This is a genomic window from Campylobacter concisus, assembly GCF_003048875.2.
In the GTDB taxonomy this organism is placed as follows: domain Bacteria; phylum Campylobacterota; class Campylobacteria; order Campylobacterales; family Campylobacteraceae; genus Campylobacter_A; species Campylobacter_A concisus_AU.
This window is the reverse complement of the sequence record NZ_CP049264.1, coordinates 851,955-867,131: the sequence shown is the minus strand read 5'-3', so window position 1 is coordinate 867,131 and position 15,177 is coordinate 851,955. Positions and strand designations below refer to the sequence as shown.

At 41.3% G+C, this 15,177-nt stretch carries 14 protein-coding genes and 1 pseudogene; 10 read left to right on the top strand and 5 right to left on the bottom strand.

Annotated elements, in window-relative coordinates:
• The first annotated feature begins 4 nt into the window (after nucleotides 1-4).
• From CVT07_RS04380 to CVT07_RS04370, 3 genes are all read left to right on the top strand, one after another.
• Nucleotides 5-1,480, top strand: a complete 1,476-nt coding sequence (locus CVT07_RS04380) for an aldehyde dehydrogenase family protein (RefSeq protein WP_107936765.1) — start codon at nucleotides 5-7, stop codon at nucleotides 1,478-1,480.
• A 127-nt stretch (nucleotides 1,481-1,607) separates the two neighbouring features.
• Nucleotides 1,608-2,330, top strand: a complete 723-nt coding sequence (locus tag CVT07_RS04375) for a metallophosphoesterase (RefSeq protein ID WP_107936767.1) — start codon at nucleotides 1,608-1,610, stop codon at nucleotides 2,328-2,330.
• Nucleotides 2,311-3,474, top strand: coding sequence for a hypothetical protein (locus CVT07_RS04370; RefSeq protein ID WP_107936769.1), 1,164 nt, complete (start codon nucleotides 2,311-2,313; stop codon nucleotides 3,472-3,474). The genes CVT07_RS04375 and CVT07_RS04370 overlap by 20 nt, the downstream gene beginning before the upstream one ends.
• Nucleotides 3,475-3,501: 27 nt before the next feature.
• Here CVT07_RS04370 and CVT07_RS04365 read toward each other — a convergent pair whose 3' ends face one another.
• Nucleotides 3,502-4,323, bottom strand: a complete 822-nt coding sequence (locus CVT07_RS04365; protein ID WP_002942744.1) for a YihY family inner membrane protein — start codon at nucleotides 4,321-4,323, stop codon at nucleotides 3,502-3,504.
• A 3-nt stretch (nucleotides 4,324-4,326) separates the two neighbouring features.
• Complete coding sequence (locus CVT07_RS04360) at nucleotides 4,327-5,049, bottom strand: plasminogen-binding N-terminal domain-containing protein (protein WP_002942758.1); 723 nt, start codon at nucleotides 5,047-5,049, stop codon at nucleotides 4,327-4,329.
• Between the two features lie 114 nt (nucleotides 5,050-5,163).
• Here CVT07_RS04360 and CVT07_RS04355 point away from each other — a divergent pair, with 114 nt between their 5' ends.
• From CVT07_RS04355 to CVT07_RS04325, 7 genes are all read left to right on the top strand, one after another.
• Nucleotides 5,164-6,333, top strand: a complete 1,170-nt coding sequence (locus CVT07_RS04355; RefSeq protein ID WP_107936771.1) for a peptidoglycan DD-metalloendopeptidase family protein — start codon at nucleotides 5,164-5,166, stop codon at nucleotides 6,331-6,333.
• Nucleotides 6,334-6,342: 9 nt separating this feature from the next.
• Entirely contained in the window at nucleotides 6,343-7,710 is a 1,368-nt protein-coding gene (gene mgtE / locus CVT07_RS04350; RefSeq protein WP_103617429.1) for a magnesium transporter, read from the top strand.
• The gene (locus tag CVT07_RS04345; RefSeq protein ID WP_107936773.1) at nucleotides 7,695-8,279 is read left to right on the top strand and encodes an NUDIX domain-containing protein; all 585 of its coding nucleotides are present in this window, start codon (nucleotides 7,695-7,697) and stop codon (nucleotides 8,277-8,279) included. Before mgtE ends, CVT07_RS04345 begins: the two co-directional genes overlap by 16 nt.
• A gap of 163 nt (nucleotides 8,280-8,442) precedes the next feature.
• The gene (locus CVT07_RS04340) at nucleotides 8,443-10,560 is read left to right on the top strand and encodes an RNA degradosome polyphosphate kinase (RefSeq protein ID WP_430748113.1); all 2,118 of its coding nucleotides are present in this window, start codon (nucleotides 8,443-8,445) and stop codon (nucleotides 10,558-10,560) included.
• 257 nt (nucleotides 10,561-10,817) lie between these two features.
• A complete protein-coding gene (locus CVT07_RS04335; RefSeq protein WP_107936777.1) occupies nucleotides 10,818-11,450 on the top strand; it encodes a nucleoside recognition domain-containing protein in 633 nt (210 codons plus the stop codon).
• Between the two features lie 3 nt (nucleotides 11,451-11,453).
• Entirely contained in the window at nucleotides 11,454-11,909 is a 456-nt protein-coding gene (locus tag CVT07_RS04330) for a YjiG family protein (RefSeq protein ID WP_107936779.1), read from the top strand.
• Between the two features lie 9 nt (nucleotides 11,910-11,918).
• Entirely contained in the window at nucleotides 11,919-13,037 is a 1,119-nt protein-coding gene (locus tag CVT07_RS04325) for a M20/M25/M40 family metallo-hydrolase (RefSeq protein WP_107936781.1), read from the top strand.
• Nucleotides 13,038-13,096: 59 nt separating this feature from the next.
• Here the strand turns inward: CVT07_RS04325 and CVT07_RS10100 are convergent.
• From CVT07_RS10100 to rpe, 3 genes and pseudogenes are all read right to left on the bottom strand, one after another.
• Nucleotides 13,097-13,371, bottom strand: a pseudogene (locus tag CVT07_RS10100) (menaquinone biosynthesis decarboxylase); the annotation flags it as partial.
• Between the two features lie 350 nt (nucleotides 13,372-13,721).
• Entirely contained in the window at nucleotides 13,722-14,525 is an 804-nt protein-coding gene (locus CVT07_RS04315; protein WP_107936785.1) for a 3'-5' exonuclease, read from the bottom strand.
• On the bottom strand, nucleotides 14,522-15,169 hold the full coding sequence (gene rpe / locus CVT07_RS04310) for a ribulose-phosphate 3-epimerase (protein ID WP_103572326.1): 648 nt from the start codon (nucleotides 15,167-15,169) through the stop codon (nucleotides 14,522-14,524). The genes CVT07_RS04315 and rpe overlap by 4 nt, the downstream gene beginning before the upstream one ends.
• Nucleotides 15,170-15,177: the final 8 nt, after the last annotated feature.

Genomic DNA, 15,177 nt, shown 5'->3' with positions numbered 1-15,177 from the left:
AAGTATGAAACTACTTGAAAAATACGGGCTTTTCATAAATGGTGAGTGGCGTGACGCAAAAGACGGCGCTACACTTGATGCCAAAAATCCAGCAAACGGCGAGCACCTTGCAAAGATCGCTGATGCTACCGAAGAAGATGTAAATGACGCAGTTCGTGCTGCACGTGAGGCTTTTAATAAATTTAAACACACCACAGTTAGCGAGCGCGCAAAGCTGCTAAACAAGATCGCTGATATCATCGACGAGCACAAAGAACACTTAGCAAAAGTTGAAAGTATGGACAACGGCAAGCCGATCCGTGAGACGCTAAATGTCGATATCCCTTTTGCAGCCGAGCATTTTAGGTACTTTGCTGGCGTTATCATGGGCGAAGAAGGCAGCGCAAATGTGCTTGACGAGAAGCAACTCTCTATCGTTTTGCGCGAGCCAATAGGCGTAGTGGGTCAGATCGTGCCTTGGAATTTTCCATTTCTAATGGCAGCTTGGAAGCTAGCTCCAGTGATCGCAGCGGGCGATGCGAGCGTGTTTAAACCTTCAAGCGAGACAAGCCTAAGCGTGCTTGAGCTATTTAGGCTGATAGATAAAATTTTGCCAAAAGGTTTGATAAATATAGTAACTGGCAGAGGCAGCAAGAGCGGCGAGTGGATCAAAAACCACCCAGGCCTTGATAAGCTAGCATTTACTGGATCAACCGAGATCGGCCGTGATATCGCCATAGCTGCGGCTCGCCGTATCATCCCAGCCACACTTGAGCTTGGTGGCAAGAGCGCAAATATCTTCTTTAGCGACGCAAATTTAGACAAGGCGCTTGATGGCCTTCAGCTTGGAATTTTGTTTAACCAAGGTCAAGTTTGCTGCGCGGGATCGAGAATTTTCGTAGAAGAGAGTTTTTATGACAAATTTATAGAGGCTGCGGTTAAGAAATTTAGCACTATAAAAGTTGGCGATCCGCTAGATCATAGCACTCAAATGGGCTCTCAGATCAATAAAAAACAAGCTGAGCAAATCTTAAACTACGTCGAGATCGGCAAAAAAGAAGGTGCAAAAGTAGCAATCGGTGGTAAAGCCTACACCGCAAATGGTTGCGACAAGGGCGCATTTGTCGAGCCAACGCTGCTAGTTGATGTGACAAACGATATGAGAGTGGCTCAAGAAGAAATCTTTGGACCAGTTGGCGTTGTCATCAAATTTAAAGATGAAGCCGAGCTTATCAAAATGGTAAATGACAGCGAATACGGCCTTGGTGGCGGAATTTTCACGCAAGACATCACAAAAGCACTTCGCGTTGCAAGGTCTATGGAGACTGGCAGGGTCTGGATCAACACTTACAATCAAATCCCAGCAGGCAGCCCATTTGGCGGATATAAAAACTCAGGTATCGGCCGTGAGACACACAAGATCATCCTTGAGCACTACACTCAGATGAAAAACATCATGATAGACCTAACTGGCAAGGTTAGCGGCTTTTACGCACAATGATTTTAGGGGGTTTAGCCCCCCTACTTCTTTAAATTTCATAAATAAATTTTTTTTCTAAATTTATCAGCAAAATAACAATCTCTATTTTTAAGTTTAATAGACTAAAATTTGGCGCAAAGGAGAAAATTTGAGCGAGCAAATTTACATTATCGGCGACGTTCACGGCTGTTTTAACACGCTTTTAGAGCTTATCAAGCAGTTTCCAAACAAAGAAAAATCTCAAATTTGCTTTGTTGGCGACGTGATAGATCGGGGGCTTTTTAGCTGCGACGTGGTCGAGCTTATCATGCAAAATGACTATAAAATGGTAATGGGAAATCACGAGCGAAGGCTACTTAGCAATAAATTTGAATTTCTAAACAACAAAGTTCCATTTGACAGGAGCTGGTTTTTTGGAAACGGCGGCGAAGCGACATATAGATCATATCTTGGGCAAAGCGTGGAGTTTAAGCAAAGGCATGTGGATTTTCTAGAAAGCAGGCCAGTTTATCTGGAATTTAAAGATTATAAAACTCAAAATGGCGAGCATCTAGTCGTCTCTCACTCAGCCGTTGGCAATATGTGGGAGCTAAGAAATGACAAATATGCTAGCGAAGAGTTTAAAAGGCACCTGCTCTCAGGCAGAGGCGACGAGATGCAAGTTAGTGGCATCTTTAACGTCTATGGTCACACACCAGTAAGAGAGGTAAAATTTTATAAAAATAGCGCAGATATCGACACAGGCTGCGTTTTTAACGAAGTTGGTTTTGATAAACTAAGCGCGCTAGAGTTTCCATCGATGAAAATTTATACGCAAAGAAATGTCGAAAATTTTAATAAAAAGGATAATAATGTCGTCTTCTCAGGATAATCTTACTTTTTTAAACAGGGTTGATAATTTTTGGAATGAATTTGGCAAAAATTTAGGCACTATAGAAAAGCACTTAAGAAATAAAAATTTTATGACTGCAAACAAAGTAATGGAGCAGTATCTTAAACTATGTCTAATCGATCAAAAATTTAAGTTATCTCTTATCGATGATAAGGTCAATCTTATGCTTAGAACAGAATCTATCAAAGAGAAGCTTTTATGGCTTAGATTTATGAAATCACGCATGCCAAAAGAACTTGAATCAAAGCTTACTTTAACAATCGGCAATGTGCCTGATAGCAATGCCTCTATAGTGGTAAACCGCACTAGAATCAACGCGAAAGATTTCATATCATATACAAATTTCAACGATAAAAGTGTATCCATTTACATTTACAACAATGCCATCAATAGATTTGCAGAAGAAGAAGATGAATACGAAGCAGAACTTTTATCTTATGCCATTTGCGAAAAAGTCCTTGGCGAGATGATAATGATAAATGTAGTAGAAAGTGTTAGTATCTGCTATGAGCCGTCAGAAGAAGATATGAAAGACGATGATGAAGATTATGAAGAAATAAAAAATGACGATGAAGACGAAGAAGTAGAAGATGATATCTTTGATGAAATACCAAAAGAAAATGCTATTGCACTCAATGAGCTTGGCGCTATAATAGTTGAAAAATTTGGCAAAGAGATATTAAGCAACTCTTTTAATAAATTTGAATCCTACAAACAAGAACCTTCTGCCAACACGTTAAGAAAAGATATCTATGAAGGACGCACACTTTTATATAGTCTTTGTTGCGAATATATTAATAAGCAAAAATACACCTATGAGGATGGCTTAGAATATGGTATAAATTTTTGCTTTTTAGCACTGCCTTACAATGGAGATATAAAGCATAGTATTGATTACAGAGACAAGATAGAAAAAGAGCTACAAGAGAGCAACTTTTGTGTAGTTATAGGCACTGCAGAAGGTAAAACATATACCTATATAGATCTTTGCTGCTATGATAAAAATGAGCTTGCAAAAGCTGTAGATAAAATTAGAAAAGATCTTGAAATAAATATAGAATTGTGCGAATTTAAACCTTGGACTTTTTTTGGATTCCTTTTTGGTCTATTTGGAGATAAGTAATAAATTTATTGCCAGCTAGCAATAAATTTATCCTTTAAATTTAGAGCTATTTGAGAGATAAGCGCAAAATTTAAGCCCATATAAAAAGATGATCCACGAGATATATATCCACACAAAGAAGAAAAGCACAGCTGAAAACGAGCCATAGACGCTTAGATATGTCTTGTTGTAAAGCACATAATAGACAAAGGCTGACTTGCCAAGATACCAAACGAGCGAGGCAGCAAATGAGCTAAAAAACGCGCTTTTAAATTTTATCTCGTCATTTACTGAGATGAGATATGTGACGCAAAATATCACCCAGATGATGAGATATGGCACGATGCTTAAGAAATTTATCCAGCTTGTAAATTTAGTCGAGTTTAGCATCTCTTGCACAAGGCTTGAGAGGTAAAAACTGCCAGCAAGTCCGAGCGGTGCAAGCGTGATGAGCGTCCAGTACGAGCTAAGTGCCGACCAAAATCCCCTAGCCTTGCTAGCTCTTGTCACTTTTAAGACTACGTATTCATAGTCACTAAAAAACATAGCTGAAGTAAATATCATCGCCACAAAGCCAACTATGCCTAAATTTCCGCTATTTTGGAGGAAATTTTGCAAGTAGTTTGAGATGATCTCTTGGTTGCTTGGCAAAAGGGCTGAGAAGACAAAATCTTGAATTTTGGCGTAATAATCCTCAAAGCTAGGCAGTTTTGTAAAGATAGAAAACGATATAAGAAGTATCGGTATGATCGATAAGATCGTGTGAAAACTAAGGCTTGCTGCGTAGTGAAAGAGCTCTTTGTCCTTAAGAGCAGCTAGCAAATTTAAACCACTCTTTAAATCGCTCTTGCTTAAGGACAAACGGCTCATTTATCAGTTATCTTCTTCAAAAAGTTTTTCGTAGTGAGCGTCGTAGTTGTTGATGTGCTCGCTATTTAGCTTCCAAAATACAGTGTCTATGTCGCTAACTCTTGTATAAAATGGTAGTTGATAGTACTCAACCTCGCCAGTTTTAAACTCTTTTAGCACCTTAAAGCTTTGGCAATCAGCAAAAACGCTTCTGCCATCCATAGCGACAAAGATAAGACCAGCTGCACTTTGAGCGCACATCTTTCTAAAGTCATCTCTACTTGGATTTGGCTTGTATTCGTAGCTTAAGTATGCTCCGACAAGGTCTGGATGGATAAATATCATATTAGGAAATGCGCCCAAAACCTCTTCATAAATTTCTTTATTTGGCACGACAATTAGCGAGCGGTTATAAAGGTAGTTTAGCACGACTATATCGCCACTTGCAGGTGCGATGCCAGGGAGTGGGAGAGCCTTTTGCTCAAGTAGGTCAAACACCTCAAATCTAACCTTCGCAAAGCCGGCATTTTTTGAGACAACGCTCACTCTTGCGATGATAGAGCTATCAGTGTCAAATTTATGGAGCACAACGCCACTTGATCCGATCAAAATTTCAGGACTATCAACTATCGTTGCTGTGCCGTCACTCTCGACGCTAATAAGAGGAGTTCTATACTCATTTAAAGAAAAATCAGCCCCAAAAGCAAAGCCAAAAAACAGCGATAAAATCACGATTATACGTTTCAAAAATATCTCCTAAGTTTAAATTTTTAGAGCGATTATAGCCTAAAATGCTTTATCTTTTGCAAAATTAAAGCAAGTTTTAGTTAAAATCCCCTCCAGCTTTTTAAAAGGATATCGATGCCTCGTATATTTGTGATTTTTGCAATATTATGTATAAATTTATATGCCATAAAACCAACTGTTGATGAGCTTAGTTGGCCAAATGGCAGCAGCTTTTTAAATTTTCTTGAAACAAATAAAATCCCACTTTCACTTTATTACAACCTAGCAAGCGAAGATCAAGAGCTAACAGAAGAGATCATCGCTGGCACAAAATATCAAATTTACAAAGACGATAACGGCGAGGTAAAACAAGCTCTCATCCCCGTTAGTGACGAGCTTCAGATACATATTTATAGAGATGACAAGGGTAAATTTCAGCTTGAGTTTATCCCGATCTTATACCAAAGCGAAGATAAAGTTTTAGCCCTAAAAGTAGATAAATCAGTCTCTGAAGATATCTTTGACTACACTGGCTCTGGCACGCTAGCACTTGGTTTTAAAGAGGTTTTTAGCGGTAGCGGGATCGATTTTAAAAAGATAAACAAAGGCGATACGATCGCTATCGTTTATAACCAAAAACTACGCATGGGACGCTCTTTTGGCACGCCTGAAATTTACGCAGCGATGATAGAGACTAAAAACAAACGCTACGTGATGTATAAATTTGAAGATAAATTTTATGATAAAAACGGCAAGAAAAGTGATAAATTTTTGCTCGTTCGCCCTCTTGCAAACGCTAGGATCACATCAAATTTCACTCTAAAAAGATGGCATCCGATCCTTCAAAGATATAGAGCTCACCTTGGAGTTGATTACGGTGCTCCAAAAGGCACACCGATCAAGGCTGCAGGCGATGGCACGGTCAAATTTGTCGGACAAAAGAGCGGTTATGGCAGAACCGTCATCATCTCTCACGCTGGCGGCTACGAGACACTTTACGCCCACCTAAACGGCTTTGCAAAGGGCATAAGAAGCGGTCTTAAAGTAAAACAAGGCACGCTAATAGCATACGTTGGCACAAGCGGCATGAGTACTGGACCTCACCTACACTTTGGCCTCTATCTAGGTGGCAAGCCGATCAATCCAGAAAGCGCCATCAAGGTCGTAAAAAACATAGAAGACAAAAAAGAGTCGGCTAAATTTAAAGCGGTCATAAATAGAAATGATGAGCTGATAAGACAAGCTCTAAGCAACGACAAAGAGTATCATAAGGTGGAATTTTTCCCTAACGTAATAGATTTTTAAAGGTAAAACTTGAGCCAAGAACTAGAAGAAGCAAAAGAGCTGATAGATCAGCACTTAGATGAAAATTTAGAAGACGGCGAGCTCTCTGCTTACGAGCTAGCCCAGCATCTTAAAACACTTAAAAAGCACGATGAAGAGCTTTTTGCCAAGTACCTTGAAAAGCTAGATCCTGAAATTTTAGGTGATGTGGCGATAGAGTTACCTGATCACATGCTAAAAGACGTGATCGACACGCTCCCAGCTGAAAAGATCGTAGAAGCGCTTGAAGAGCTAGAGAGTGACGATGCGACAGACCTACTTCAATACATCGAAGATATCGACGAAGACAAGGCTAGAGAGCTTTTTAACGAGCTAGACAAAGAAAATCAAAACGAAATTTTAAGACTTAGAAGCTACGACGAAGATAGAGCTGGTGCGCACATGCAAACAGAGCTATTTTCAGCTCATCTTGAAGAGAAGCTTGGCAGCGCAGTTGCAAGACTAAGACAAGAGAAGCAAGAAGGCAAACTAGAAAATGTCTCACAGCTTTTCATCATCGATAAAAATAGCGTCTTGCAATACGCCATCCCGCTTGAAGATCTCATCCTTTTTGACTTTACAAAGACGCTAAAACAAAATATCGAATCAACCCAGATCGACCACTACAAGCCTCACATGGCAAACGATATGGATCTCATGCAAGATGTCGCCGATATGTTTCAAGAGTACGATCTAAACGTTATCGCAGTTACAAGTAGCACTGGAATTTTGCTAGGTCGTATCACATATGATGATATCCACGACTACATCCAAGAGAGCGCAACAGAGCAAATTTATAACTTAGCTGGTGTTGATGACGAGTCAGAAGAGGATGATACGCTATTTAAAGCGGGTCGTGGCCGTGCGGTTTGGCTTGGTGTAAATTTACTAACAGCACTTTTTAGCTCATCTATCATCGGACTTTTTGATGAGACGATCGCAGCTTACGTCGCACTTGCCGTGCTTATGCCAATAGTTGCTTCAATGGGTGGCAACACTGGCACGCAAGCACTTGCCGTTACGGTTCGTCGTTTGGCACTTGGCGAGATAGAATTTAAAGATGCAAAGAGCGTTTTAAAGCGTGAGGTGACGATCTCACTCGTAAATGGCCTCATCTTTGGCGCTATCATGGGCGTCATCGCCGCTGTTTGGTTTGATAAGGGCATGCTTGGCGTGGTTATTGGCCTTAGTATGGTTACAAATTTATTCTTTGCTGGCTTTTTTGGCACGATCATACCTTTGACACTAAGGCGCTTTAACATCGATCCTGCCGTTGGCTCAGCGGTCATTCTTACTACATTTACCGATGCGATAGGATTTTTTAGCTTTTTAGGACTTGCAAAATGGATACTACTATAACAAATTTAGAAATTTTACCTCTTGGTGAGTCAAAATACCTAAAGCCATTTAAGATGAAATTTAAACAAAATGGCCTGCAAAGGGACTGGGACTGCGTCAAAGTGATGAATAGCGTCAGTATATTTTTATATCACGAGCAAAAAGATGCATTTTTGTTTGTCAAGCAGTTTCGCCCAGCTGTTTGGTACTCGCAAGAAAAAGAAGGCATCAAAACAAGCGAGCAAGGCTTTACTTATGAGCTTTGCGCAGGGCTTATGGATAAGGGGCTAAGCGAAGAGCAAACCGCTAGAGAAGAGGCAGTCGAAGAGGTCGGATACGAACTAAAAGAGATGGAGCGCATAACGATGACGTATGGCGCTTTTGGCTTTGGCGGCAACATGCAAACGATGTTTTACGCAAAGATCGATGAGAGCATGAAGGTAAATGCAGGCGGCGGCGTCGATGGCGAGGATATAGAGCTAGTTTTTATAAAACGAGAAGATATGATGAAATTTACCTTTGACGAGAGCAAGGTCAAGGGCTTTGGGCTCATCTTTGCCTACTTGTGGTGGGAGAAATTTAAAGGCTAAAATGAGACCTTTTTGATAAGCGCAAAGACAACAACCGCTACAACAAAAATGCCAACTAATATAATATAATCCGACATAAGAAACCTTTACGTTTAAAATTTGCACTATTGTAACTAAATTTTTAACAAAATAAGAACTTTATAACCGCACATATCGTAAAATAATCAAAAATTATAAGGAGAAAATGATGAGCGAAAATGAAACTCTTTTTATCAACCGCGAATTAAGCTGGCTACGCTTTAACTCAAGGGTGCTCGCTCAGTGTGAAAAGGATATACCTTTACTTGAAAAGCTAAAATTTATAGCCATTTATATGACAAACCTTGATGAATTTTATATGATAAGAGTGGCTGGTCTAAAGCAGCTTTTTGCAGCTGGAGTGACGACAAGCAGCAGCGATGGCATGAGTCCGCTTGATCAGCTAAGAGAGATCAGAAAGTATCTTCAAGATGAGCAAAATTTAGTCGAAGCTCACTACAAAAGCACCGTTGATGCACTTAGTAAAGAGGGTCTTTTTATCAAAAACTATGACGAGCTTGACGATAGTTTAAAGCAAAAATGCGACGAATACTTTTTCTCAAACATCCTGCCAGTCATCGTGCCAATCGCTGTTGATGCGACCCATCCATTTCCGCACCTAAACAACCTTAGCTTCTCGCTCGCCGTTAAGCTTGCTGATATCGAGCATCCTGAAATTTTAAAATACGGCATGATAAGAATTTCAAGGGTATTGCCAAGATTTACCCAGCCAAGTAGCAACGTTTTTGTGCCGATTGAAACGATCGTGCACCGCCATGCAGAAGAAATTTTCCCAGGGTATAAGCTTATTAGCTCGGCTGCCTTTAGAGTGACAAGAAACGCTGATATCGTCATCGAAGAAGAAGAGGCGGATGACTTTATGATGATACTTGAGCAAGGGCTAAAACTTCGTAGAAAAGGGGCTTTTGTGCGTATGCAGATAGACAAAGACGCAGACGCTGATATCTTAGAGTTTTTAAATTTTCACATGAAAATTTTTCATAAAGATATCTACTTTTCAAGCATCCCGCTCACACTTAGCTCTCTTTGGGAGATAGCTGGGAGCAAGAACTTCAGCCACCTAGCAAACCCGCCCTACGCCCCAAAAACCCTGCCTCCATTTGGCAACGGCATCTCAGTTTTTGACGCCATAGATAAAGAGGACGTGCTGCTAGTTCATCCATTTGAGAGCTTTGATCCAGTCGTTAGCTTTATAAGAGAAGCTAGCAAAGATCCAAAGGTGATCTCGATACGCATGACGCTTTACAGGGTCGATAAAAACTCGCCGATCATTCAAAGCCTGATAGACGCTGCAAGCGACGGCAAGCAAGTAACTGTGATGGTCGAACTAAAAGCGAGGTTTGATGAAGAAAATAACCTCCACTGGGCAAAGGCGCTTGAAGATGCTGGCGCACACGTGATATATGGCATCACAGGCTTTAAAGTCCATGCAAAAGTTAGCCAAGTGATCCGCCAGATCGGCGACAAACTCAAATTTTACATGCACTTTGGCACTGGCAACTACAACGGCAGCTCGGCAAAAATCTACACCGACGTGAGTCTATTTACGAGCAAAGAGGAATTTAGCCAAGACACGACCTCATTTTTTCACATCCTATCAGGATATAACAAAAACCGCCGTCTAAACGCCCTTAGCATGTCGCCCTTTCAGATAAAAGAGCGCATCATCGAAAAGATAAGAGTGGAGGCTAGCAAAGGCAGCGAGGGCAGGATCATCGCTAAGATGAACGCGCTAATAGACGAAGACGTGATAAACGAGCTTAGCCGCGCCTCAAACGCAGGCGTAAAGATCGACTTAATCGTCCGAGGTGTTTGCGGGCTAAGGCCTGGCGTAAAAGGCAAAAGCGAAAACATAAGAGTTCGCTCGATCATCGGTAAATACTTAGAGCACGCTAGAATTTTATATTTCAAACACGCCAATCCAAAAATTTACATCTCAAGCGCTGACTGGATGCCACGAAATTTAGAGCGCCGCTTGGAGCTTATGACGCCTATCTTTGAGCCAAGACTCCAAGAGAGACTGCTTGAAATTTTAGAGCTTCAGCTAAGCGATAACGACCTAGCATTTGAGCTACAAAATAACGGCGAATACACAAAAGTAGCTAGACGCGAGGGCGAAAAAGTGATCTCTTGCCACGAAGTTTTAGAAAACTACATCTCTAAAATTTACAAATCCGTCAAAAAAGACACCGACAAAGCAAAAGCAGATATGCTTGCAAGCAAGCTTTTAAAAGAGAGCTAAAAGATAAATGGCTTTTAAATTTAAGTTTAGAAGCCATTTTTACCATAAATCCTAAATCTTAAATCCAAATTTCTAAATTTTCATATACTTTAAATTTACATTGTAAGCCTCTATAATGCTAACTTTTATCGCATAATAATTTTTATATATAAATTACTCATAAAATTTTATAATTAATTATCAAATTTTATATTTTAAATATTACATAAGCATAGGCGTTATAATATTTAAACAAATCCCAAATCAAAGGAGGCTTTATGAAAGAGAGTAGTGATACTAAAAAACTCGTCATCGGTACGATCACTCTTGCAATTGCGATCGTTTTCTTTGGAGGTTTTTTACAAAACACCTATGGTGGCATCTTTGACTTTAGCAAACTAGCAGGTCAATTTCCAGAATGGTTTAAAACAGGAAGTGGCACTAGCGCAAAAGGTGGCTTTTTATTTGCCCTTAGCCTTGCCCCTGCCGTTATGCTCGCACTTGGTTTTGTCGCTATTTTTGAGAAATACCATGCACTTTACGCAGCTTCAAGACTGCTAACGCCTGTTTTAAAGCCACTTATTGGCATACCAGGATGTTGCTCTATCTCTTTGATAGCAAGCACACAAAGCACCGACGCAGGTAGCTCAACGGCTAAATTTTTGCGTCAAGATGGTCTCATCTCACACAAAGAGCTTCTTATCTTTGCAGCGTTTCAGTTTAGCGCAGGTGCGATGATCACAAATTTCTTATCTTCATTTGCGCCTGTTTTATTAGTGACCGACAAAGCTGGCAACACAGCCACTGCTACCATAGCCATGGTGCTTGGCATAGTCTTTGTCTTTAAAATTATTGGAGCAAATTTGATGAGACTTTATGTCAAAAAATTTGTCAAAGATGATGAGGAGTAAGAGATGACTGAAAATAAACTAATAACCGACGTATTTGTAGAGGGCGCTAGAAAAGGCTGGGACATCGCCGTAAAAAACACTATCCCAAACGTGCTTATGGCCTTTGTCATCATCCACATCTTAAAAGTATCTGGCGCGCTTAGCGTGATAGGCAAATTTCTGGGATTTATCATGCTTCCACTTGGTCTTCCAGGTGAATCGATAGCCGTTTTCATGGCTGCATTTTTGAGCTGGGGCGGCTCGGCAGGTGTGCTAGTCGCACTTGTGGGAGATGGCACGCTAAATGCAAACGATATCGCTGTCTTGCTTCCTGGCATGGCGCTAGTTGGCTCGACTGTGCAGTACATGGGGCGAGTTTTAGGCGTGCTTGAAGTACCAGGCAGACACTATCTCGTGCTTTTTGGGATTTGCATCATAAATGCCTATTTAGCGATGTTTGTGATGAGCTTGCTCGTATAAGGATAAAAGATGAAAGATAGTGAAATAGACAAATATTTGGCTGATTTAAAGGAGATAACCGACATCGAAAGCCCAACTTCAAGTATCGACGGCGTAAACGAAGTTGCGGCTTGGTTTAAAAAAAGAGCCGAAATTTTAGGCTTAAAAAGCAGGAGCATAGAGCTTGGCACCGACAAGGTCGCTCCTTGCCTTTTCATCTCAAACGATCTTGAGGCAAAAAGTTACGACTTTTTATTTATAGGTCACATGGACACCGTTTTTCCTGTGGGTACAAAGGCTGATGTGCCATTTAGCAAGATAGATGAGCGCATAAACGCACTTGGCGCGATCGACGATAAGGGTGGCAGCCTGCTATCGCTTTACGTCATCAAAGAGCTTGATCTTAGCAAGCTAAAGATCGGCCTCTTTTTAAACTCTCACGAGGAGACTGGCTCAAATTTCGCCAAAGACGCCATAAGAGAGCTAGCCAAGAAGTCTCGCTATGCCCTAGTCGTCGAGCCTGCAAGAGAAGATGGCTCGATGGTAGCCACTAGAAAAGGCGTGATCTCTTATGTGCTAAATTTCCGTGGTGTTAGCGCGCACGCTGGCAACCACCCAGAACGCGGCCGTTCAGCTGTCGTGGAGGCTGCAAATTTCATCGTTGAGCTCTCAAAACTCACTGATTTTAAGGCAGGCCATACATTTAATAGCATAATGACAAAAGGTGGCGACGCCCAAAACGTCGTGCCAGACTTTGCCAGCGTGACATTTGAGATGAGATATCGCCACGCTAGCTCGGTGGAGTTTTTACATAAGAAGATGGACGAAATTTTATCTCATCCGATAGTGCCAGAAGTGAGCTGTGAGCGCATCCTCATAAACGAAGAAGGGCCGATGATAGACGAGGTAGATTTACCAAATATCAAAAAAGTCTTTGATGAGGCTGCGAAGGCCACTGACACAAAGGTCACTTGGGTCGATGCTGGCGGACTAAGTGATGGCAATATCAGCGCATCGGCTGGTTGCCCTACGATAGACGGACTTGGTCCAACTGGTGGCAACATGCACACAAAAAACGAGTATCTAGAGATAAACTCAGTCGTCAAAAAGTGCAACCTCATAGTTGAAGCTATCAAAAAACTTTTGTAGTTTAGGCAAGCTATATGCTTGCCTAATTTTTAAATTTATAACATTACAGCGATCAAAACCTACCCAAATATCTCAAATTTATGAAACAGCTCTGGCTCATCTTTTACTACGCCACGCCTAATAAGCTTAGCCACCACTTCGCGCTTGCAGTCAGTTTGCATAGGCCAGCCACGCGTGTAGCCCTCCAGCTCGTCCTTGCTCGTCGCATCCACGCAGAAATTTTTGATTTTACCACGCAAATAGGCGTTTTGCTCTGCTTTTTAAACTGCCTAAGCTCCTTGACATTTGACGCAATGCTTTGAAATTTAGCCAAAAGCTCGTCATCGCTTAAAAGGCTAAATTTAACTCCGAATTTAGTCTGCACTTTTAGCAAAAGTAAATTTTCACATTGGTACAAGCTCTAAATTTGCTACAAAAGCAACCCACCTAGCAAACTGCGTCATCAGTAGCGACGGCTTGGCTATTTTACGCATACAAAAAACAGTAATTCACGAGAAATTTATCACAACGGCAACGTTGTTTTATGGATTTTGCAAAGATCGGCGCTTGCAGGGCGATAGATCGTGACGCTATTGAAAACACAATGATCGCAAACCGCAAAAAGATAGGCGATCTCGTTTAAATAGGTCATAGCTAAATCAAATTTCTAAATTCCCAGCCAAGTGGCTTAAATTTATACGAGCCCTACTCCAAAGCTTTTAAAACTGGTTCTGGTTTTAGCTTTACGCTTGGGGCATTTTTGCTAAAGCTTATAAGATCCTCTGTAGTTTGGATGCTAAAAGGCAGGCGTGTGAGGCAGACTTTAAAGATTTCAGCTGCTGCTATCGCGTCATTTAGGGCTCTGTGGTGGGTGTTGTTTATACCAAGAAGTTCTTTTAGCGAGCCAAGGCCGTATTTTTGCGAAGCGATCGTGCGGCGGCTAAGATCGATAGTGCAAAGCTTTCTGTTTAGCAGTATGCCAAGGCCGATCTCATTTAGGCTATGAGAGATAAATCCGTAGTCAAAATTTACGTTGTGCGCGATAAAGACGCTAGTCCCCAGAAAAATTTTAAACCGCTCCAGCACGTTTAGCAAATTTGGCGCACCGACTAGATCGCTCGCTCTTATACCAGTTAGCTCAGTGATATTTTCAGGCACCACACTAGCTGCCACAAAGCTTTCAAAGCGCTCTATTTCAGTGCCATTTTTCATTTTTATGGCGCCTATTTCGATGATCTGACCATTTGTCGTGCCACCAGTCGTTTCGATATCAACCACGCAAAATTCCTGCTCGCTTATATCTCTAAATCTCGTGCCAAGCTCGATCTCGTTGCTTTCATTTCTAGTGATGTCAAGCCCGAGAGTTCGCCACATATCAAGGTCGCGCACGTCAATGAGCGATGAAATTTCCTCGATATCGCTAAATTTCAAGATAAACTCGTGATAGCCCAAATTTTGCCTAGCTAAAATTTCAATGCTGTTTTCTAAACGCTGTTTTTTTGGTTTCAAAACTCAAGCTTTATGGCGCGAATGGCTTGTTCGTAAGAATTTGATGAAAAGATATAGCTGCCAGCCACCAAGATATCAGCTCCAGCCTCTTCAAGATCAGGCGCATTTAGTCCGTTTACGCCACCATCTACTTCGATGAGACACTTGGCGTTTTTGCGCTCTATTAGCTCCCTTAGCGCCCTTGTTTTCTCAAGCACGACTGGCATAAATTTCTGACCGCCAAAGCCGGGATTTACGCTCATTAAAAGCACCATATCGACTTCATCTATGATATGCTCGATCGCGCTAACTGGCGTGTGCGGATTTAGCACGATGCCAGGACTTACGCCGTTTTTTCTGATGTGATCGATGAGCCTCATTGGATGCTTCTCTTCTTCTATGTGAAAGGTTAGAAATTTTGGTTTTAGTGGCAAGAAAAGGTCAGCAAAAAATGAGTTATTTTCAACCATTAAATGAATATCAAGTGGCTTTGTAGCAGCCTTTGCAACGGCACTTACCACGACTGGCCCGATGGTTAAATTTGGCACAAAATGCCCATCCATAACATCAACATGCACCAGATCGCACCCAGCCTCACAAATGGCTCTTATCTCAGCTGCTAAATTTCCGAAATCAGCCGACAAAATACTAGGTGCAACGTACATTTTAAATC